This window comes from Amycolatopsis thailandensis (genome assembly GCF_042723255.1).
In the GTDB taxonomy this organism is placed as follows: domain Bacteria; phylum Actinomycetota; class Actinomycetes; order Mycobacteriales; family Pseudonocardiaceae; genus Amycolatopsis; species Amycolatopsis thailandensis.
In genome coordinates, this window is record NZ_JBHXJK010000009.1 from 32,943 (window position 1) to 56,886 (window position 23,944).

Below are 23,944 nucleotides of genomic sequence, written 5' to 3' on the forward strand. Positions count from 1 at the left end.
GCTTCGATCTCCCCGGGCTCGACCCGGAAGCCGCGGATCTTCACTTGGTCGTCGACACGGCCCAGGAACACCAGCTCGCCGTCGGCGTTCCACCGGACCCGGTCTCCCGTGCGGTACATCCGCTGCCCTGGCTCGAAAGGACACGCCACGAAACGCTCACCGGTCAACGCCGCACGACCCACGTATCCGCGAGCGACGCCTTCACCGGCCACGTACAACTCGCCGCCGACGCCCGCCGGGACCGGCTCCAGCGCGTCGTCCAGCACGTACACCCGGACGTTCGCGATCGGCTGTCCGATCGGGACGGCCTCCTCGCCGGGCAGGCAGCGCCACACCGCCGCGTTCACCGTCGCCTCGGCCGGGCCGTAACTGTTGAACATCAAGTGATCCGTGGCCCACCGGGAAACGAGATCGGCGGGCAGCGCCTCGCCACCGACGTCCAGCACGAAGCCCTCGGGCAAACCGTCCTGGGGAAGGCTGGTCACCGCGGCCGGCGGCAGCGTCGCGTGCGTCACTCCGTGCTCCGTGAGGAATCCCGCGAGTTCCGCGCCCAGGCGCCGCTCCGGCGGCACGATCACCAACGCCGCTCCCGACCCCAACGCCAGAAGCCATTCCTCACAGAACATGTCGAAACCCGAGGACGCGAACTGCGCCACCCGCGATCCCGGCCCCACCCCGAAACGAGCATGACTCACCGACAGATTCACGAACCCACGATGGGTGACGACCACACCCTTCGGCACACCAGTCGACCCCGACGTATACACCACATACGCCGCATTCCCCGGCAACAAAGGCGAAACACGATCAGCGTCAGACACCGGACCGGCATCGAAGTCGTCGACTTCCGTCACGAACCCCGGCGAGTCCACCACCAACACGGCTGCGGAATCCTCGACCAGGAAACGAATTCGTTCCGCGGGCAATCCCGGATCGACAGCCAGGTAAGCGCCACCGGCCTTCAAGACCGCCAAAACGGCGACCATCAACTCCGGAGACCGCTCCAACACCAAAGCCACCACCGACTCCGGGCCCACCCCGGCCGCGATCAACTTCCGCGCCAGCCTGTTCGCCCGCGCATCCAACTCGGCATAGTTCAGCTCGACACCCGAACCGACGACCGCCGTCGCCTCCGGTGAACGCGACACCTGTCCCGCGACCAGATCCGGCACCACACCATCCGGCGCCGGAATCGCGGTGTCATTCCAGGCCTGGAGGATCCGCCGCAGTTCGTCCTCGTCGAGAACCGGCAAGGACCGGATGGGGACGGACGGGTCGGCCACGACGGCTTCCAGGATCTGGACGAGCCGCGCCGCGATCCGCTCGACCGTCTCGGCGTCGCAGAGGTCCGCGGCGCCGATGAGCGCGCCCTCCAGTCCCGCCGGGCGTCCGTCGGCGTCGAGTGCCTCGCGCACCACGAGATCGAGGTCGAAGTCGCCCGCCTGCCGGTCGTCGGAGATCAGGTCGACGCGCAGACCGGGCAGCTCCAGCGACGGCCCGCGGCCGTGTCCGGCGGAAACGAGGTCCGCGCTTTCCACCGCGGCCATCACCTGGAACAGCGGATGCCGCGACAGCGATCGGGTCGGCGCCAGCTCCTCGACCAGCTTTTCGAACGGCACGTCCTGGTTCTCGTAGGCGTTCAGCGCGGCTTTCCGCACGCGCCCGAGCACGTCGGCGAAGGCCGGATCGCCCGACAGATCGGCGCGGATCACCAGGTTGTTGACGAAACAGCCGACCAGGTCGTCGAGCCCCTCGTCGGTCCGGCCCGCGACCACGGTGCCGATCGGGAGGTCGGTCCCGGCGCCCAGCCGAGACAGCAGCACCGCCAGCGCGGAATGCATCACCATGAACAGGGTCGCCCCGTGTGTCCGTCCCAGCTCCACGAGCCGCCGGTGAGTGTCCGCGCCAAGTTCGAGCTCGGCGCTGTGGCCTCGGGGATCCAGCCGCGCCGGACGCGGCCGGTCGGCGGGCAGATCCAGTTCCTCCGGCGCCCCGGCGAGGGTCCGCCGCCAGAACGCCACCTGTCCGGTCAGCGTGCTTTCCGGATCGTCCTCCGCGCCGAGAAGTTCTCGCTGCCACAACGTGTAGTCGGCGTACTGCACCGGCAACGGCGTCCAGTCCGGCTCGCGCCCGGACAGTCGTGACGCGTACGCGGTGGAGAGATCACGCAGCAGCGGGCCCATCGACCAGCCGTCGGCCGCGATGTGGTGCACCACCAGGACCAGCACGTGCTCGCCCGGGCCCACCACGAAGAGCCGGGCCCGCATCGGGATCTCGTTCGCCAGATCGAAGGGGTACGCGCTCGCCCGCGCCACCTCGTCGTCCAGCACCATCGTCGCGACGATCTCGAGTTCGAAGCCCGTCTCCTCGACCCGGAGCACCCGCTGGCGGGGCTCGCCGTCCTGGGCGGGGAAAACGGTGCGCAGCACCTCGTGACGGCCGAGCACGTCCAGCAGGGCGGCGGCGAGCGCGTCGCGGTCCAGCTCACCGGTCAGCCGGAGCGCGAGCGGGATGTTGAAAGTGTCGGCAGGGCCGTCCAGCTGCCACAGGAACCACAGCCGGCGCTGCGCGAACGACAACGGAATCATCGGATCTCCTCTTCGTGCTCACGCATGGGCCGGAGGGCCGGCCTGGCTTTCTTCCCGGTACCGGCGTTCGCCGCGATCCACGCGGCCACCTCGGCCGCGGTCGGGCTCTCGAACAGCACCCGGAGCGGTACCTCGGCACCCGCGGCCACCCGGATCCTGCTGAGCAGCCGGGTCGCCAGCAGGGAATGCCCGCCGAGGGCGAAAAAGTGGTCTTCGGGGCCGACCTCGGGCAGTTCGAGGATTTCGGCGAACGCCTCGCAGACGAGTTCTTCCTCCCGCGTGGCGGGCGCGCGGCCCGCCCCCGCCGTGCCGTGGCCGGGCGCGGGAAGTGCTTCACGGTCGAGCTTCCCGTTGACGGTCAACGGGAACGCTTCGAGTTCGACGAACGCGGCGGGCACCATGTACGCGGGCAGCTTGCGCGCGGCGTACTCCCGGAGCGTCTCGCCGGACCGGTCGGTTTCGGGACCGGCGGGGACCAGGTAGGCGACCAGCCGCCGATCGCCCGCGCGGTACTCCCTGGCCACGACCGCCGCGTCGGCGACCGCCGGATGCGCGGACAGCACCTGCGCGATCTCGCCCGGTTCGATCCGGAACCCGCGGATCTTGAGCTGGTCGTCGACGCGGCCCTCGAAGAGCAGCCGCCCGTCGGTGGTCCAGCGGGCGCGGTCGCCGGTGCGGTACATCCGCCCATCCGTGAACGGGCAGGCGACGAACCGTTCTGCGGTCATCCCCGGCCTGCCGAGATAGCCACGGGCCAGGCTCGCGCCCGCCACGTACAACTCCCCCCGCACTCCGGGCGGCGCCGGGGACAGGGTGTCGTCGAGGACGTAGACGCGGCTGTCGAGCACGGCTTTCCCGATATCGGGCGGTTCACCGGGCGACAGCGGCGAAGACATCGACGAGCAGACGGTGGTCTCGGTCGGACCGTAGGCGTCGACGAACCGGCGTCCCGGAGCCCAGCGCGCCACGAGGTCGCCGCTGAGCGCCTCGCCCGCCGACACCAGTGTGGTGACCGGCGACAGATCCTCCGGCGAGGACGCGGCGAGCACGGCGGGCGGCAGGGTCGCGTGGGTCACGCCGTGCCTCGCCACGACCGCGGCGAGGCCGGCGCCCGGGAGCAGGTCCTCGGCCACGACCAGGCGGGCGCCGGTGCACAGCGCCATCACCAGTTCCCAGACCGACGCGTCGAATCCCGGGGAGGCGAATTGCAGCACCCGGCTTTCGTCGGTGACCGCGAGCCGTTCGGCTTGCGTGGCCACGAGGGCGGCGATGCCGCGGTGCGGGACAGCCACGCCCTTCGGCCGTCCCGTCGAACCCGAAGTGTAGATGAGGTAGGCGGGATTCTCCGGCGACGGCGGAACGACGGGCGATGCCGGGGCCGCCTCATCGGCGCCGAGTACGACCACCGGGATCTTCGAGCCCTCCGGGATCGACGACCGGTGGCCGTCGATCGTCAGCGCGCACACCGGCCGCGCGTCGCCGAGGACGTACTCGATCCGTTCGGGCGGGAGCACCGGGTCGATCGGGAGGTAGGCGGCACCCGCCTTGAGGACCGCGAGGAACGCGACCACCAGATCGACCGAGCGGTCCAGTACGACGGCGACCGCCGTCTCGGGACCCGCGCCGTGCGCGGCGAGGACACCGGCCAGCAGATCCGAGCGCGCGTCCAGCTCCGCGTATCCGACGCCCGTGTCGCGTGTCTCCAGCGCGACCGCTTCCGGCCGTCGCGCGACCTGGGCGGCGAACAGCCCGGGCACCGTCGCCTCGGGCACCCCGGAACCCGCCGGGTTCCAGTCGTCGAGCACCTGGCGGCGTTCGGCTCCGGCGAGGAGGTCGATCCGGCTCAGCCGGGCGGAGGGCTCGGCGACGACGGATTCCAGCAACCGCACCAGTCGCGTGACGAGTGCCTCGGCCGTCGACCGGTCGAACACGTCGGTGCCGAACTCCAGCGCGCCCGACATCCCGTCCGGGGCGCCGCGCTCGTCGCGTCGCTCGGCGAGGCCGAGCATGAGGTCGTACCTCGCGACGCCGTGGGCGAGCGGCTCGCCGCTCACCTCCAGACCGGGAAGCCGCAGTTCCGCCTCGGGCGCGTTCCGCACGTCCAGCGCGACTTGGAACAGGGGCTCCCGCGACAGCGAGCGCTGCGGGACGAACTCTTCCACCACCCGGTCGAACGGCAGGTCTTGATGCGCGTACGCCGCCAGGTCGGTCTCACGCACTCGCCGCAACAGCTCCGCGAAGCTCGGGTCGCCCGACACGTCGGTGCGCAGCACCAGCATGTTGACGAAGAAACCCACCAGCTCGTCCAGCGCGTCGTCGGTGCGGCCCGCCAGCGCGGTGCCGATCGGGATGTCACCGCCCGCGCCCAGCCTGCTCAGCAGCGCCGCGAAGGCCGCTTGGAACACCATGAAGAGGGTGACCTGCTCGGCCGAGGCGAGCTCCACGACGCGCCGGTGCAGTTCGGCGGACAGCTCGACCGTCACCTCGCCGCCCTGATGCGTCGCCACCGCCGGACGCGGCCGGTCCGACGGCAGCGGTATCTCGTCGGGGATCCCGGCGAGAGTGCCGCGCCAGTACGCCAGCTGCCGGGCCTGCAGGCTCTCCGGGTCTTCCGCGTCGCCCAGCAGATCACGTTGCCAGAGCGCGTAATCCGCGTACTGCACGGGCAACGGTGCCCAGCCCGGGGCGTGCCCCGCCCGTCGCGCGGCGTACGCGGCCGAAAGGTCCCGTGCGAGCGCCGCCGTCGACCAGCCATCGGTGGCGATGTGGTGCACGGCCAGCACGAGGACGTGGTCGTCCGGCGCCACGCGGAGCAACCGCGCCCGGATCGGGATCTCCTCGGCGAAGTCGAACGCGTAACCGGCCGCGCGGTCGATCTCGTCCACGACCCGGTCCGCCGCGACCTCGGCCACCGGCAGTGCGAACCCGGTCTCCTCGACCGCCAGGATCCGCTGGTACGGCTCGCCGTCCTCGGCCGGGAGCACCGTCCGCAGCACCTCGTGCCGGTCGATCACGTCCCGCAGCGCCGCGGCCACCGCCGCCGGATCCAGGTCGCCGCGCAAGCGAAGCGCGGTGGTGTTGCTGTAGCTGGCGCTCGATCCTTCGAGCTGGCCGACGAACCAGAGCCGGCGTTGCGCGAAGGAGACAGGCGGCCGTTCCGGGCGTTCCCTCGCGGTCAGCGGCAACCGGCCGCCGCCTGCCTGCCCCAGCCGTTCGGCGAGGCGGCCCACGGTCAGGGTTTCGAACAGCAGCCGGATCGACAGCTCGACGCCGAGCACCGAGCGCACCCGGCTCACCAGCCGGGTCGCCAGCAGCGAGTTCCCTCCGAGCGCGAAGAAGTCGTCGTCGACGCCGACCCGCTCCCGGCCCAGCACCTGGGCGAACGCCTGGCACAGCAGCTCTTCGTGCGCGGTGGCCGGTGCCCGGCCGGTGCCCGCGATCACCGTCCCCGGCACGAACACGGCACTTCCCGTGGACGCGGTCTCGGGCTCGTCGAGCAGCAGGCGGCGAGGCCAGTCCGGCAGATTCCCGGCCGCCTCGGCCGTGGTGACCAGTACCAGTGCCCCGGCGCCGGTGAGCGTGGTGGCGGTCCGCCCGGCAGGCTCCGCCGGATCGACGAGCACGTACTCGCCGCCCACCTCGCCGACCGCGGCCAGCGCTTCCGCCAGCTCACCGGGTTCGCGCACGCCGATCGCGACCACCGACTCGCGGCGCACGCCGAGTCCGGCCAGCCGCCGCGCGAGCCGATCGGATCCGGTTCCCGGACGGGCTCGGCCGGTCACTTCGAGCACGTTCACCGACAGGAGCGGAAGATCCGGCTCCTTCTCCAGCGCGGTGGTGAGTTCCGCGAGCGTGGCGTGCAGCAGCGTGGCGAACCGGTTCTCGTCCACCGGCCGTACGACGTCGACGGAGATGCTGAACTCCACGCCGTCGTCGTCGACGGACACGCTCAGCGGATAGTTGTTGTGCTCCTGGGTGAACAGCGTCTCGACGTCCCCGAGCACGTCGCCGGGCTCCACGACGACGGGTCCGGCGTGCCGGTAGTTGAACAACGCGGCGAACAAGGGACTGCCGTTGGGCAGGCCGGCCGCCTTCTGCGCCAGCGTCAGCGGCGCGTGCTCGTGCACCAGCAGCTCGGCGAGCTGGTCGCGCAGGTCCGTCAGTGCCGTCCCCACTGGCTGTCCGGCCAGCTTGACCCGCACCGGGAGCGTGTTCATGAACAGCCCGGGCACGCGGTCCGCGCCGACGCTGGAGCGGCCGAGCAGCACCGTGCCGAACACGACGTCGTCGCGTCCCGTCACCGCCGCGAGCAGTCGCGCCCACGCCAAGTGGAAGATCGTCGCCGGGCTCATCCCGAGTGATCGCGCCAGCGTCCGCACCCGGCTCGTCAGGACGGCGTCCACGGTCAGCCTGGTCTGCCCGGTCTCCGTGCCGTCACCGTGCACGTCCGTCAGCCCGTACGGGGCGCCGGTCTCGGTGACATCGCCGATGAGCCCGGCGAAGTACTCCCGGTGCGCCTCCTCCGGTACGCCGAGCCGGGCTTGCGCCACGAACTCCCGGAACGGCACCGGAGCGGGCAACGTGCCCGTCCGGCCCGCCAGGATCGCCTTGATCTCGTCGAGCACGATGTCGAGCGCCGTGTGGTCCTGGACCAGGTGATGCATCCGGACCAGCGTCAGCCAGCCGTCACCGCCGGGTTCGGCCGCGACGTGCACGGTCAGCAGGGGTGCCCGGCGCAGGTCCATCCACCCACCGGCGGCGGACAGCAGCTGTCCGACCGCGTCCCCGCCGCCCTCGTCGAGGGTGACCTCGGTGACCGGCAGTTCGGCGTGCCGCCACACGACCTGGACCGGCTCGGCCAGGCCGTCCGAGACGAGCGCGGTGCGGTAGACGTCGTGCCGGTCGACGACCTGCCGCAGCGCGGCCAGGAACGCGTCCAGCCGCCCCCGTGCCGGGAACCGCAGGACGAACGGCATCGCGTAGACGTCGTCATCGCCGCTGTCGGTCATCAGGTGGTGGAAGAAGATGCCTTCCTGCAACGGCGCCAGCGGATACACGTCCTGCACGTTCGGCGCTCCGCCCGGCACCGCCTCGACCACCCGCGCGATCTCCGCTTCGGACAGGTCCAGCAACGGCAGCATCCCGGGCGTGATCTCACCGGCGTGCGGCGGGATCAGGTTGGGCGGGATCGCCACCGGTTCCGGGCCCGCCACGGCCGCCAGCGCGGCCGGTGTCGGCGTGACGAACAGCGCTCGGACCGACACCGACACACCACGTTGCCGCAGCCACTCGACCAGTGACACCGCGGACAGCGAATGTCCGCCGAGCGCGAAGAAATCGTCGTCGACGCCGACCGCCGGCAAACCGAGGATCTCGGCGAACGCCTTGCACACCAGCTCTTCCTGGGCGGTGGCGGGAGCGCGCCCGGCGCCAGGCTCGGGTCGCGGGCCGGGGAGCGCCGCGCGGTCCACCTTCCCGTTGACCGTCAGCGGCAGGACGTCCAGCTCCACGAACGCGGAAGGCACCAGATAGCCGGGGAGACGCTCGGCGGCGTACGCGCGCACCACCTCGGCGATCGAAGTCCCGGTGCCGGAAGGGACGAGGTAGCCGACGAGCCGCTTGTCGCCGGGAACGTCCTCCCTGACCACCGCCGCGGTCTGGGCGACCGCCGGATGCCCGGCGAGCACCGCTTCGACCTCCCCCGGCTCCACCCGGAACCCGCGGATCTTCACCTGACCGTCCGCCCGTCCGACGAACACCAGCCGTCCGGCCGAGTCCCACTTCACCCGGTCACCGGTGCGGTACATCCGTTCCCCCGAGGCACCGAACGGGCACGCCACGAACCGCTCCGCCGTCCACAAAGGACGGTTCAGGTAGCCGCGGGCCACTCCCGCGCCCGCCACGTACAGTTCACCGGCCACCCCGACCGGAACCACGCCGAGCCCGTCGTCGAGCACGTAGACCCGGGTGTTGTCCAGGGGCCGTCCGATCGGCAGGACACCGGCCACGGCGGCGGAATCGCCGACCTCGTGCTGCGTGGCGCACAACGTCACCTCGGTCGGCCCGTACAGCTGCCGCGCCACCAGACCGGGATTCGACTCCAGCACCCGCCGGACCGAACCGGCGGGCACGACGTCGCCGCCCGTCAGCACCTCACGCACACCCGCGAAACACCGCGGATCCTGATCGGCCAAGACCCGGAACAGGCCTGCCGTCACGTGCACATGGGACAACTCGTGCCCGGTGATCAGACCGCGCAGGCCGGTCGCGTCCATGCGTTCGACCGGCGCCACCACCACGGTGCCACCGGACAACAACGGCACCCACAGCTCGTAGGACGACGCGTCGAAGGCATGCGGCGCGTGGAACAACACCCGCGGCGTCACGCCCCAGCACCGATCCTTCGCCAACCGCACGACATCCCGATGGGTGACCACGACGCCCTTCGGCACCCCGGTCGACCCCGACGTGTACATCACATAGGCGGCACCGTCCGCGGGCACCACGTCCGGCAGGTCCGCCACGGCGTCCGTCCCGGCATCGGCCCGGACCGTCGCGACCCCGAGCTCGTGACCGGCCGTCGCCTCGTGCACCACCAGCACTTCGGCGCCCGCGTCTTCGAGGACGGCGCGCATCCGCGCGGCGGGCCAGCCGGTGTCCAGCGGCAGGTACGCCCCACCCGCCTTGAGGACGGCCAGCAGCGTCACGATCACGTCGGCCGACCGCTCCAGCAGTACCGCCACGACCGACTCCGGGCCCACACCCGAGGCGACCAGCACCCGCGCCAGCCGTCCGGCCCGCGCGTCCAGTTCCCCGTAATCGAGCCGGACACCTCCGGCGACGACGGCGACCGCGCCGGGAGTGGCGGCCGTCTGGCGTGCGAAGGCTTCCGGCACCGACAGCTCCGGGACGGGCACCGGCATTTCGTTCCACTCCGTCAGAATCCGGCGGCGCTCGTCCGCGTCGAGCACGTCCACCTCGGCGATCGGGGTGCGGGCGTCCCGCGTCATCGCCCGCAGCACTCCCACCAGCCGGTCCGCCAGCCGTACGGCGGTGTCCCGGTCGAAGAGGTCCGCGGAGACGGTGAGAGAGCCGCTGATGCCCGCCGGCCCGCCCGCCGCGTCGAAGCTTTCACCGAGGCTCAGATCCAGATCGAATTCGAGCGGCCGGACGGCGGAAGGCAGCGCGGCGGCCCGCAGACCGGGCAGGACCAGCGGCGGTTCCCCGGTCCGGCCGGTGTTCTGCAGGGTCATCATCACCTGGAACAACGGATGCCGCGCCAGGGACCGGACCGGGGCCAGCTCCTCCACCAGCCGTTCGAAGGGGACGTCCTGGTGCGCGAACGCGGACAGCGAGGTCTCCCGGACCCGGCCGAGAACCTCGGCGAGGCTGGGGTCACCGGACAGGTCGGTGCGCAGGACGAGGGTGTTGACGAAGAACCCCACCAGATCGTCCAGGGCCGGGTCGGTCCGTCCCGCCACCGCGACGCCGATCGGGATGTCCGTGCCCGCTCCCAGCCGCGACAGGGTCACGGCGAGCCCCGCCTGCAACGTCATGAACACGGTCACGCCCTCGCCGCGCGCCAGTTCCAGCAGCTCGCGATGCAGCTCCGCCGGGATCACGACGTCGGCGAGGTGCCCGAGGCGCGCGGTCTCGGCGGGACGGGGCCGGTCCGCGGGCAGCTCCAGTTCCTCCGGTGCTCCCGCGAGGGTGTCCCGCCAGTACGCGATCTGCCGCGCCGTCAGGCTCTCGCTGAGCAGTTCCCGTTGCCACAAGGTGTAATCGGCGTACTGGACGGGGAGCGGTTTCCACGCCGGGCTCCCGCCCGCCAGCCTCGCCGTGTACGCGGTGGACACATCGCGGGCCAGGGGTTCCATCGACCAGCCGTCGCCCGCGATGTGATGCACGACCAGGACCAGGATGTGCTCGTCCGGCGCGACCGGGAACAACGACGCCCGCACCGGAGGCTCGGCGGCGAGGTCGAACGCGTGTCCGGCCGCTTCGGCGATCGCGTCGTCGAGGTCCTCGGGCGCCACCTCGACCACGTCCGGCGCGAACCCGGACTCCTCGACCGGAAGCACCCGCTGGTACGGCTCTCCCCCGCCGGTCCTGAACACGGTGCGCAGCACTTCGTGCCGCTCGACCACGTCACGCAACGCCGCCGTGAAAGCCGCCCGATCCAAGGGCCCGGTCAGCCGAAGCGTCACCGGGATGTTGTAGGTGGGGCTCGGCCCCTCCAGCTGCCCCAGGAACCACAATCTGCGCTGCGCGAACGACAACGGCATCGGCTCCGGCCGTTCCCGAGCCACCAGCGCCACCCGGCCCGGTGCCGTCACCTCGGTGAGCCGGGCAGCCAGACGTCCGGGTGTCGGCGCCTCGAACAGCGTCCGCAGGGGCAATTCGACGGACAGCGCCAGGCGTACCTGACTCACCAGCCGCATCGCCAGCAGCGAATGCCCGCCCAGCGCGAAGAAGTCGTCGTCCATTCCGACCGACGGCAGTGCCAGCGTCTCCGCGAAAGCCTGGCAGAGCAGCTCTTCCGTGGCGTTCGCCGGTGCCCGGCCCGCGCCGGTCGCGTACCCGGGGGCCGGCAACGCGGCCCGGTCCACCTTCCCGTTGACCGTCAGCGGAAGGAACTCCAGTTCCACGAACGCCGACGGGACGAGATACTCCGGCAGCCGCTCGGCCGAATAGCTCCGCAATTTCTCGGCGATGGGAGTCTCCCGCGAAACCACGTAGCCGACGAGCCGCTTGTCGCCCGGGGTGTCCTCCCGAACGAGGACGGTGGCCTGCGCGACCGCCGGATGCCCGGCGAGCACGGCCTCGACCTCCCCCGGCTCCACCCGGAACCCGCGGATCTTCACCTGACCGTCCGCCCGCCCGGCGAACACCAGCCGTCCCGCCGCGTCCCACTTCGCCCGGTCGCCCGTGCGGTACATCCGCTCCCCCGCACCGAACGGGCACGGCACGAACCGCTCGGCTGTCCACAAAGGACGATTCAGGTAGCCGCGGGCGACCCCCGCGCCCGCCACGTACAACTCGCCCGCCACGCCCACCGGGACCGGCCGCAACCCTTCGTCCAGCACGTACACCCGGGTGTTGTCCAGCGGGCGCCCGATCGGCAGTACGTCGCCCACCTCGCCGGGAACACCGGACTCGTGCTGCGTGGCGCACAACGTCACCTCGGTCGGCCCGTACAGCTGCCGCACCGTCACACCGGGATTCGACTCCAGCGTCCGCCGGACGGCGTCAGGCGGGACCACGTCACCACCCGTCAGCACCTCACGCACACCGGCCAGGCAAGCCGGATCCTCGTCGACGAGGATCCGGAGCAAACCCGCCGTCACGTGCACGTGCGACACCTCGTACTCGGCGATCAGCCGACGCAACGCGGTCGCGTCCATCCGTTCGACCGGCGCCACCACCACCGTGCCGCCCGACAACAGCGGCACCCACAGCTCGTACGAAGACGCGTCGAACGCGTGCGGCGCGTGGAACAGCACCCGCGACGTCGAACCCCAGCAACGATCCTTCGCCAAGGCCACCACATCCCGATGCGTGGCCACGACGCCCTTCGGCACCCCGGTGGAGCCCGACGTGTACATCACATACGCCGCGGCCGATTCCCGGACGACCGGCAGGGCGCCTTCGTCCGCCCCGGCGTCCGTGCGGACCTCCGCGATTCCGAGGTCCCGGCCCGCCATCGCGTCACTCACCACGAGCAGGCAGGCACCGGAGTCCTTCACCACGGCCCGCGTCCGCTCCGCCGGCCAGGCCGGGTCCAGCGGCAGGTACACCCCACCGGCTTTCAGCACGGCGAGAGCGGCCACGATCAGCTCCGCCGACCGCTCCATCAGTACGGCGACCACCGGCTCCGGGCCGATCCCGCCGCCCACCAGGACTCGCGCCAGCCGGTCCGAACGCGCGTCCAGCTCGCGGTAGGTGAGTTCGCGGCCGTCGCCCGCCACGGCGATCGCGTCCGGTTCGGCCGCGGCGCGCGCCGCGAAGGCCTCGGGTACCGACGTGCCGGGAGCGGGTGCCGCGGTGTCGTTCCACTCCGTGAGGATCCGTTCCCGCCCGGCCGTCCCGAGAATGTCCACTTCGGACAGCGGGGTTTCGGGAGCCTGCTCCAACGCGGTCGCCAGGTTTTCCGCGCAGGTCACCAGGAGCTCGCCCGCCCAGGCCGGATCGACCGCGGCGATGGCCTCGATCTCCAGCACGAAGCCGGTCCCGTCGTCGTCCACGGACACGACCATCGGGTAGTTCGAGTAGTCCCGCACCAGCACCGGGGTCACGCCGTCGAGACCGGTCCCGGCGCATTCTTCGACGGGCAGGTTGTGGCGGTAGTTGAACAGGGAGGTGAACAAGGGGCTCACCCCGCCCGCCTGTTGCGCCGTGGCGAGCGGGGTGTGCTCGTGGACCATCAGCTCGGCGAGCCCGCGGCGCACACCGGCGAGGGCGTCGGCCACGCTCCGGTCCGCCAGCCGGACCCGCAACGGGAGCGTGTTGATGAACAGTCCCGGGGTGCGGCCGGTACCCGCACCGGCGTTCATCCGTCCGAAAAGGACGGTTCCGAACACGACGTCGTCGCGGCCGGACAGTGTGCCGAGCACGCGGGCCCAGGCCAGGTGGAACAGCGTCGCCGGGCTCACCCCGAACGTCCGCGCCAGATCCCGGAGGCGATCGGTCAGCGCGGCGTCGACCGGCAACCGGACCTGCGCCGAGTCGGTGCCGTCGCCGTAGACGTTCGTGAGGCCGTAGGGCGCGGTGGTCTCGGTGACGTCGGCGAGCAGCTCGGTGAAGTACCGCTCGTGGTCCTCCTGGGACGTTCCGAGTCGTGCCTGCGCGACGAAGTCACGGAACCGGACCGGCGGCGGCAGTCGATCCGCCCGCCCGGAGAGGAACGCGCGCAGTTCGTCGAGCAGCACGTCGAACGTCGTGTGGTCCTGGATCAGGTGGTGGATCCGCAGCAGGACCAGCCACCCGCCGTCCGGCGCCGCCAGTACCCACACCCGCAGCAAGGGTGCCCGCGTCAGGTCGATGGCGGATTCGCTCGCGGACAGCAGCTGATCGACCGGATCCGGGCCGTGCGGGTCGAAGGTCACCTCTTCGACCGGTAACCGGCCGCGGCGGACGACCACCTGGACCGGCTCCCGAAGCCCCTCGGACACGACCGCCGTGCGGTAGATGTCGTGCCGCTCGATCGACCACCGCAACGCCGTCAGCAACTCGTCCACCCGTTCCCGGGTGTCCACGGTCAGCACCGTCGGAGTCGCGTACACGTCCGTGCCGTCCCGCCCGGTCATCTGGTGGTGGAAGAAGATGCCTTCCTGCAACGGCGCCAGCGGGTACACGTCCTGGATGTTCGGCACCCCACCGGGAACCGTGGCCACCACACGCGCGACCTCGTCCTCGGACAACTCGGCCAGCGGCAGCATTTCCGGTGTCAGCTCGGTGGCACCGTCCGGGATCAGGTTCGGTGGCACCTCGACCTGGTCGGCCCCCGCGACCGCGGCGAGCCCGGCCGGAGTCGGGGTCGTGAACAGCGCGCGCACCGACACCGACACCCCGCGCTGCCGCAGCCACTCCACGAGTGACACCACGAGCAGCGAATGACCGCCCAGCGCGAAGAAGTCGTCGTCGACGCCGACCCGGGTCAGGCCAAGCACCTCCGCGAACGCGGCGCAGAGGATCTCTTCCCGCGCGTTCACCGGCGCGCGACCGGCACCCGACAGGCTCGCGAAATCCGGCACGGGAAGCGCCGACCGGTCGAGTTTCGCGTTGACCGTCAGGGGGAAGGCATCGAGTTCGACGATCGCCGAGGGCACCAGGTACGACGGCAGCCGCTCGCCCAGGAAGGCCCGCAGGTCCTCAGGGGACACCGCACCCGCGAGAACGACGTAACCGGCCAGCCGGACGTCACCCGAAGCGTCTTCCCGTGCGATCACCGCCGCCTGGTCGACCTCGGGATGCGTCAGGAGAACGGCTTCGATCTCCCCGGGTTCCACCCGGAAACCCCGGATCTGGACCTGATCGTCGACACGGCCCAGGAACACCAACTCACCATCGGCGTTCCACCGCACCCGGTCCCCGGTGCGATACATCCGCTCACCCGGCTCGAACGGACTCGCCACGAAACGCTCACCGGTCAGCCCGGGACGGCCGGCGTATCCTCGTGCCAGGCCGGTACCGGACAGGTACAACTCGCCGCCGACGCCCGCCGGGACCGGCTCCAGCGCGTCGTCCAGCACGTACACCCGGGTGTTGGCGATCGGACGGCCGATCGGCACGGCGTCGCCGGACTCCAGACCGTTACGGCAGCGCCACGCGGTGGCGTCGACGGTCGCCTCGCTCGGGCCGTAGGTGTTGAACATCGTCCGCCCGTCCGCCCAGCGTTCGACCAGCTCGGGCGGACAGGCCTCGCCCCCGACCTCCAGCACGAACGCCGGGTCCAGCGCGTCGTCGGGCATCGTCGCGACGACCGCGGGCGGCAACGACGCGTGCGTCACGCCGTACTCGGTGAGGAACCCGGCCAGTTCGGCACCCAGCCGTCGTTCCGGCGGCACGATCACGAGCGCGGCCCCCGACGCCCACGCCAGAATCCATTCCTCGCAGAACATGTCGAAACCCGAAGACGCGAACTGCGCCACCCGGGATCCCGGGCCAACCCCGAAACGGGCATGACTCACCGACAGGTTCATGAAGCCGCGATGGGTGACGACCACGCCCTTCGGAAGTCCTGTCGACCCCGACGTGTACACCACATAAGCCGCATTCCCGGGCAACAGAGGTGAAACACGGTCAGCGTCAGACACCGGCCCGGCATCGAAGTCATCGACTTCCGTCACGAACCCCAGCGAGTCCACCACCAGCACCGCGCCGGAATCCTCCACCAGAAAACGGACCCGTTCACGCGGAAGGCTCGGATCGACGGCCAGATACGCACCGCCCGCCTTCACCACCGCCAAAACAGCGACCATCAACTCCGGCGAACGCTCCAACACCAAAGCCACCACCGACTCCGGCCCCACCCCGGCCGCGATCAACTTCCGCGCCAGCCGATTCGCCCGCGCGTCCAGCTCGGAGTAACTCAGCTCGACGGCACCACACACCAACGCGGTCGCATCCGAGGAACGCGCCAGCAGATCCGGCACCACACCACCCGGCACCGGGACGTCGGTGTCGTTGACCTCGCCGAGCAAGGCGGTGAACTCGGGTCCGAGCACCGGCACCCTCGCCGGCCCGCGATCCGGGGTCTCCACCAGAGCGGCGACCAGATTCGCGACACACGTGTGCAGCAACCCGCACACCTCCGCCGGATCGACCGGCGCCACGGCCTCCACGACCAGTTCGAAACCGGTGGGGCCCTGGTCCACCGAAACGTCCAGCGGGTAATTGGTGTGCTCCCGCACGGAAAGCACCCGAACACCGTCCATTTCGGACTCTTCGATGACGGCGTCCTGTACGTGGCGGTAGTTGAAGATCGAGGTGAACAACGGCCCGCCGCCGGGCAGGCCCGCGGCCGCCTGCGCCAGGGTCAGGGGCGCGTGCTCGTGCACCATCAGGTCGGCGAGCTGATCACGCAGGCCGGTCAGCGCCTGACGGACGTCATGGGCCGCGAGGTCCACCCGGACCGGGAGGGTGTTGATGAACAGTCCCGACACCCGGTCCGCGGCGGCACCGGCGTTCATCCGTCCGAACAGGACGGTGCCGAACACGACGTCGCTCCGGCCGGACACCGCGCCGAGGACGCGGGCCCACGCCAGGTGGAACACCGTCGCCGGGCTGACACCGAGGTCTCTCGCCACCTCCCATATGCGGGCGGCCAGGTCCGCGTCCACGACCAGCCTGCTTTCCGCGGCCGCGCTCCCGTCGCCGAGCACGTCCGTCAGGCCGTACGGCGCGGTCGTCTCGGTGACGTCGCCGAGCAGTCCGGTGAAGTACCGTTCGTGCTCCTCGCGAGGCATCCCCAACCGCGCCCGCGCGACGAACTCGCGGAACGGGACCGACGCGGGCAGCCCGTCCGGCCGCCCGGTCATGAACGCCCGCACCTCGTCGAGCAGCACGTCCGACGCCGTGTGGTCCTGCACGAGATGGTGGACGCGCACCAGGGCCAGCCAGCCACCGGTGTCGTCGTCCTCGGCGACGCGCACGTCCATCAGCGGAGCGCGGCGCAGGTCCAGCCGCCCGCCGTCCGCCGCGAGCACCCGGGCCGCAGTGTCCTCGGTGACCGGAAGTTCCGCGTGGCGCAGCACCACCTGGACCGGTTCCCGCAGCCCCTCCCAGACGATGGCGGTGCGGTAGACGTCGTTGCGGTCCACGACGTGCCGCAACGCGGCGAGGAAGGCGTCGAGCCGGTCCCGGGAGTCGAACCGCAGCACCGAAGGCGTGACGTAGACGTCCGTTCCGTCCCGGTCGACCATCAGGTGGTGGAAGAAGATGCCTTCCTGCAACGGAGCCAGCGGATAGACGTCCTGGATGTTCGGTGCCCCGCCCGGCACCGCCTCGACCACCCTGGCGATCTCGGCCTCGGTCAGGTCCGCCAAGGTCACCATTCCGGGGGTCAGCTCGGCCGAACCGGCCGGAATGAGATTCGGGGGCACCACCACCGGTTCCGGACCGGCCACGGAGGCCAGCCCGGCGGGCGTCGGCATCGAGAACAGCGTCCGCACCGACACCGAGACGCCTCGCTGCCGCAGCCACTCCACCAGCGACACCACGAGCAGCGAATGACCGCCCAGCGCGAAGAAATCGTCGTCGACCCCCACGCGGTCCAAGCCCAGCACCGCCGCGAAGGCGGCGCAGAGGATTTCTTCCCGCGCGTTCGCCGGCGCGCGACCGGTGCCCGCCAGCCCCGCGAAGTCTGGTGTGGGAAGTGCCTTGCGGTCGAGTTTCGCGTTGGCTGTCAGGGGGAAGGCGTCGAGGACGACGATCGCCGAGGGCACCAGGTACGACGGCAGCCGCTCGATCAGGAACCGTCGCACCTCGTCGGCCGACAGCGCGGTTCCCACCACATATCCAGCCAGCCGGACGTCTCCCGGAGAATCTTCCCGTGCGATCACCGCCGCCTGGTCGACCTCGGGATGCGTCAGCAGAACGGACTCGATCTCCCCAGGCTCCACCCGGAAACCCCGGATCTTCACCTGGTCGTCGACACGGCCCAAGAACACCAACTCACCGGCGGCGTTCCACCGCACCCGGTCCCCCGTGCGATACATCCGCTCACCCGGCTCGAACGGCGACGCCACAAAACGCTCACCGGTCAGCCCGGGACGGCCGGCATACCCCCGCGCCACACCGGTACCGGACAGGTACAACTCGCCGCCGACGCCGGCCGGGACCTGGCTCAGCGCGTCGTCCAGCACGTACACCCGGGTATTGGCGATCGGGCGGCCGATCGGCACCGCGTCACCGGGCGCCCGGCAGCGCCACACCGCGGCGTTCACCGTCGCCTCGGCCGGACCGTAACTGTTGAACATCACCCGGTCCGCGGCCCACTGCGAAACCAGCTCCGCCGGTAGCGCCTCGCCGCCCACGTCCAGTACGAACTCCGCCGGAAGGCTGCCCATCGGCAACGTCGACACGGCGGCGGGCGGCAACGTCGCGTGCGTCACCCCGTACTCGGTAAGGAACCCGGCGAGTTCCGCGCCCAAGCGCCGCTCCGGCGGAACGATCACGAGGGCCGCTCCCGACCCCAACGCCAGAAGCCATTCCTCACAGAACATGTCGAACCCCGACGACGCGAACTGCGCCACCCGAGAACCCACACCCGCCCCGAAGCGGGCATGACTCGCCGACAAATTCAGGAAACCGCGATGGGTGACGACCACACCTTTCGGAAGCCCTGTCGACCCCGACGTGTACACCACATACGCCGCATTCCCCGGCGACAAAGGCGAAACCCGGTCAGCGTCAGACACCGGCCTCGCGGAGTATCCGGTGAGGTCCCCGGGGAACTCCGAATCCACCACCAGCGCCGCCGAAGAATCCTTCACCAGGAAGTCTCTGCGCTCACGCGGCAGATCCGGATCGACGGCCAGGTACGCGCCACCGGCCTTGAGCACCGCCCAGATGGCGATCACCAGGTCCGGCGACCGCTCCAGCTCCAGAGCCACCACCGACTCCGGGCCCACCCCGGCCGCGATCAACTTCCGTGCCAGCCGATTCGCCCGGGCGTCCACCTCGGCGTAGCTCAGCTCGACACCCGAACCGACGACAGCCGTCGCTCGCGGAAAACGCAGCACCTGCCCCGCCACCAGATCCGGCACCACACCACCCGGCACCGGAACCGCGGTGTCGTTGACCTCGTCGAGCAAGGCGGTGAACTCGGGACCCAGCACCGGAACCGTCGCCAGCCCGCGATCCGGGGTCTCCGCCAAAGCGGCGACAAGATTCGCGACACAGGTCTGCAGCAACCCGCACACCTCGGCCGGGTCGACCGGGGAGGCCGCTTCCACGACCAGTTCGAACCCGGTGGGACCCTGGTTCACGGAGATGTCGAGCGGGTAGTTCGTCGGGTCCCTCGCCAGGAGGGCTTCGACGCCTTCGATGCCGGTTCCCGACTGCTCGACGTCCCGCTGGAGGTGGCGATAGTTGAAGATCGAGGTGAACAACGGCCCGCCACCGGACAGGCCGGCCGAGGCCTGCGCGAGGGTCAACGGCGCGTGCTCGTGCACCATCAGGTCGGCGAGCTGATCGCGCAGTTCGATCAACGCCTCGCCGACCGTCCGCTCCGCCGTCTTGACCCGGACCGGCAGCGTGTTCATGAACAGGCCGGGGACGCGGTCCGCTCCCGAACTCGCCCGGCCGTGCACCACGGTGCCGAAAACGACGTCGGAGCGCTCGGACACGGCCGCCAGCACTCGCGACCACGCGAGGTGGAAGATCGTCGCCGGGCTCACCCCGCGTGACCGCGCCACCTCCCGCAGGCGCTCGGCCAGCCGGTCGTCCACCGCCGCCCGGCCCTGGGCGATCCCGGCGCCGTCGCCGTGCACGTCCGACAGCCCATAGGGAGCGCAGGTCTCGGTCACGTCACCCAGCAGCTCGGTGAAGTGGCGCTCGTGGTCCTCGCGGGGCACGCCCAGCCGGGCCTGAGCCACGAATTCGCGGAACGGCACGGGCGACGGCAACGCGTCGGCCCGTCCCTCCATGAACGCCTTGATCTCCGCCAGCACCACTTCCAGCGCGGCGTGGTCCTGGATCAGGTGATGCATGCGGATCAAAGCGAGCCAGCCCGGGCCAGTGGTTTCCGGCGCGACGCGGACACTCAGCAGCGGCGCCCGGCCCAGATCCATCCACGCGCCGTCGTCGTCGAGAGGTCCCTCGGTGACCGGCAGTTCGGCGTGCCTCCACACCACCTGGACGGGCTCCGCCAGGCCCTCCCGGACGATCGCCGTGCGATACACGTCGTGCCGGTCGACGACCCGCTGCAAGGCGCCGAGCAACGCGGTCAACCGCTCGCGGGTGTCCAGTCTCAGCGTGAACGGCATGGCGTAGACGTCTTCGCCGTCCCGATCGGCCATCAGGTGGTGGAAGACGATCCCCTCCTGCAACGGCGCCAGCGGGTAGACGTCCTGCACGTTCGCCGCGCCACCCGGGACGGTCGCCACGATCCGGGCGATCTCGTCTTCGGTCAGTTCGACCAGGGGCAGCATGTCCGGCGTGAGTTCCGCCGCGCCTTCGGGAACGAGGTTGGCGGGCACCGTCACCGGCTCCGGTCCCGCGACGGCCGCCAGCGACGCCGGGGTCGGCGTCACGAACAACGCCCGCACCGAGACCGAGATGCCGCGCTGCCGCAACCACTCCACCAGCGAGACCGCCAGCAGTGAATGGCCGCCGAGCACGAAGAAGTCGTCGTCGACGCCGACGGCGGGAAGCTCCAGCACCTCGGCGAACGCCTGGCACAGCAGCTCTTCGCGCGCGTTCGCGGGGGCACGGCCGTCGCCTCGGACGTATTCGGGGGCCGGGAGTGACGCGCGATCCACCTTGCCGTTGACGGTCAGGGGCAGGGCGTCGAGCTCCATCAGCGCCGAGGGCACCAGGTAGGGCGGCAGGTGTTCGGCCAGGTAGTCACGCACCTGCCCGGCGATGGCGGCACCCCGGACCCCGGGCACCAGGTAACCGATCAGCCGCTTCCCGCCGGTGGGATCGTCCCGGACGACGACCGCGGCCTGCGCCACCGCCGGATGCCCGGCGAGCGCCGCTTCGACCTCGCCCGGCTCGACCCGGAACCCCCGGATCTTGACCTGTTCGTCCGCCCGTCCGGCGAACACCAGGCGTCCCGCCGAGTCCCACTTCACCCGGTCGCCGGTGCGGTACATCCGCTCACTGGAACCGAACGGGCAAGCCACGAACCGCTCCGCCGTCCACAAAGGACGATTCAGGTAGCCGCGGGCCACACCCGCGCCCGCCACGTACAGTTCACCGGCCACCCCGAACGGAACCGGGTTCAGCCACTCGTCCAGTACGTACACCCGGGTGCCGTCCAGCGGACGCCCGATCGGCAGCACCCCGCCGACCTCGCGGAAATCACCGGACTCGTGCTGCGTGGCACACAACGTCACCTCGGTCGGCCCGTAAAGCTGCCGCACCACCAGACCGGGGTTCGACTCCAGCACCCGCCGGACCGAACCGGCCGGAACCACGTCCCCGCCCGTCAACACCTCACGCACACCCGCGAAACACCGCGGATCCCGGTCCGCCAGCACCCGGAACAGACCAGCCGTCACATGCACATGGGACAACTCGTGGTCGGCGATCAGACGACGCAGCACCGCCGCGTCCATTCGCTCCACCGGCGCCACCACCACCGTGCCGCCCGACAACAACGGAACCCACAACTCGTACGACGACGCGTCGAACGCGTGCGGCGCATGGAAAAGCACCCGCGGCGTCGCGCCCCAGCAGCGGTCCTTCGCCAGGCGCACCACATCTCGATGGGTCGCCACCACGCCCTTCGGGACCCCTGTCGAACCGGACGTGTACATCACGTACGCGGCACTGGAAGGCGGAATCCCACCCGGCAGCTCCGCGACGGCGTCCGTTTCGACGTCCGCCCGGATCGGCGTGACGCCGAGATCGCGATCGGCCGTCGCCTCGTGCACCACGAGCACCGCGGCGCCCACGTCGTCCAGCACCGCGCGCATCCGCGCGGCGGGCCAGCCGGTGTCCAGCGGCACGAACGCGGCTCCGGCCTTCAGCACCGCCAGCACCGTCACCACCAGCTCGCTCGACCGCTCCATCAGCACCGCGACCGCGGCTCCCGGCCCGGCTCCGGCGGCCATCAGCGCCCGGGCGAGCCGGTCCGAACGGACGGCCAGCTCCTCGTAGGTCAGCTCACCGCCGTCCCACCGCACCGCCGGCGCCGCCGGGGTGGCCGCCACCCGCTCGGCGAACGCTTCCGGCACGGAGAGGTCCGGAAGGGACACCGACGTCGCGTTCCACTCGTCCACCAGTCGCGCGCGTTCGGCGGGTTCGAGGAGTTCGACCGCGCCGACGCGCCGGCCAGGGTCGGCGGCCATGGCCGTCAGCACCCGGACCAGGTAGCCCGCGATCCGTTCCACCGTGCGCGCGTCGAACAGGTCGGCCGATCCCGTGACCACGCCGCGGATCCCCGCCGGGGCGCCCGCGTCGTCGAAGGTCTCGCCCAGCGTCGCTTCCAGGTCGAACTTGGCCGTCGTCCGGCCGATCGAGAGCACGTCGGCGCGCAGGCCGGGCACCTCGGGCGCGGCACCGTCGTCCAGCGGCGCGAGAGCGACCTGGAACAGGGGGTGGCGGGAGAGCGCGCGGACGGGTGCGAGTTCCTCGACGAGCTGCTCGAAAGGCAAGTCCTGGTGGGCGAGGGCGCGCACGGCGGCGCCGCGCACGCGGTCGATCACGTCGCCGAAGGTCGGGTCGCCGGTCAGGTCGGCCCGGATCACGAGCGTGTTGACGAAGAAACCGATCAGATCGTTCAGGGCTTCGTCGGACCGCCCGGCGGCCGGGGTGCCGATGGGGATGTCGTTGCCCGCGCCGAGCCGGGAAAGCGTCACCGCGAGCCCGGCTTGCAGCAGCATCGGCAGGGTGGCGCGACGTCGCCGGGCCACCGCGATCAGCTTTTCGTGCACCGCCGCCGGGACACCGGCCGCGATCGAGTGTCCTCGATGGGACGGTTCCACCGGCCGCGGGCGATCCGCCGGGAGGTTCAGCTCCTCGGGGACGCCCTCCAGCGCGTCTCGCCAGTAGCCGATTTGCCGTGACGACAGGCTGTCCGGGTCGTCCTTCGAGCCGAGCAGCTCCCGCTGCCACAACGTGTAGTCGGCGTACTGCACGGGCAGCTCCGCCCACTCCGGTTCCCGGCCGTCGCCGCGTGCCGCGTACGCGGCCGCGAGGTCCCGCGCGAGCGGCCCCGCCGACCAGCCGTCGGTCGCGATGTGGTGGATGACGACCACGAGCACCGCCGATTCCGGCGACCGCGCGAACAACCAGGCGCGCACCGGGATCTCGGCGGACAGGTCGAACGGGTACGCGGCCACCCGTGCCACCGCTCCCGGCAGTTCGCTCGCGGCGATCTCCTCGCCGGGCGGCTCGGCGGCCGCCTCGACCGACGGCAGCTCCGCCGGCCGCTCCCACTTCATCTCCCGCAGAGCCGAAAGCCCTTGGTGTGCCGCCGGTTCCTCGGTCCCGGTCACCCGCACCACGGGCAGGTCCCAGACCAGCCCGTCCGGCTCCACGATCCGCTGGCGCGGTTCGCCGTCCACCTCGGGGAAGACCGTGCGCAGCGCCTCGTGCCGGACGATCACGTCACGCAGCGCGGCGGCCAGGGCCGCCCGGTCCAGCGGCCCGGTCAGCCGCAGGATCGTCGGGGTGTTGTAGGTGGCACCCGCTCCTTCGATCCGCCACTGCAACCACAGCCGCCGTTGGGCGAAAGACGCGGGAATCATCGGCCTCTCCTTGACTGACGCATCCGCCGCAGCACGGGCCTGGCGCGGTCGTTCCGGTCGTCGTGCTCGGCGAGCCAGGCGGCGAGCCCGGCCGGGGTGGGAGTCGCGAACAGTTCTTCGATCGGCAGTTCCGCCCCCGTCGAGGCGCGGATCCGGGCGACGAGCCTCGTGGCGAGCAGGGAATGCCCGCCGAGGAGGAAGAAGTCGTCCTCCACCCCGACCTCGGGCACGGCGAGGGTCTCGGCGAACGCCGCGCACAGCGCCGCCTCGCGTTCGTCGGCGGGGCCCCGGCTCGCCCGGCGGGCCGACGCGTAATCCGGCGCGGGCAGCGCGGCGACGTCGAGCTTGCCGTTGGGCGTGCTCGGCAAGGTGTCGAGCACCGTGACGGCGGACGGGCGCAGATAGCCGGGAAGGCGCGAGGCGGCGTGCGCGCGG

Annotated in this window: 3 protein-coding genes (2 of these 3 only partly in view); all 3 read right to left on the minus strand. The window is 71.3% G+C overall.

The window, feature by feature from the left end:
• Tightly spaced (each overlapping or abutting the next), the 3 genes in view from ACFWMR_RS05590 to ACFWMR_RS05600 form a layout consistent with a single transcriptional unit that may run on beyond the window.
• Window positions 1-2,588, minus strand: the 5' end (the start) of a protein-coding gene (locus ACFWMR_RS05590; protein WP_378377258.1) for a non-ribosomal peptide synthetase. It extends 23,467 nt beyond the left edge of the window; 2,588 of the gene's 26,055 nt are visible here — the first part of the coding sequence; the start codon lies at window positions 2,586-2,588; its stop codon lies beyond the left edge, outside the window.
• On the minus strand, window positions 2,585-23,509 hold the full coding sequence (locus ACFWMR_RS05595) for a non-ribosomal peptide synthase/polyketide synthase (RefSeq protein ID WP_378377260.1): 20,925 nt from the start codon (window positions 23,507-23,509) through the stop codon (window positions 2,585-2,587). The genes ACFWMR_RS05590 and ACFWMR_RS05595 overlap by 4 nt, the downstream gene beginning before the upstream one ends.
• Window positions 23,506-23,944: the end of an amino acid adenylation domain-containing protein gene (locus ACFWMR_RS05600; RefSeq protein ID WP_378377262.1), read on the minus strand. Its footprint extends 5,789 nt past the window's final position; the window shows 439 of its 6,228 coding nt (coding positions 5,790-6,228); its start codon lies beyond the right edge, outside the window; the stop codon is at window positions 23,506-23,508. The genes ACFWMR_RS05595 and ACFWMR_RS05600 overlap by 4 nt, the downstream gene beginning before the upstream one ends.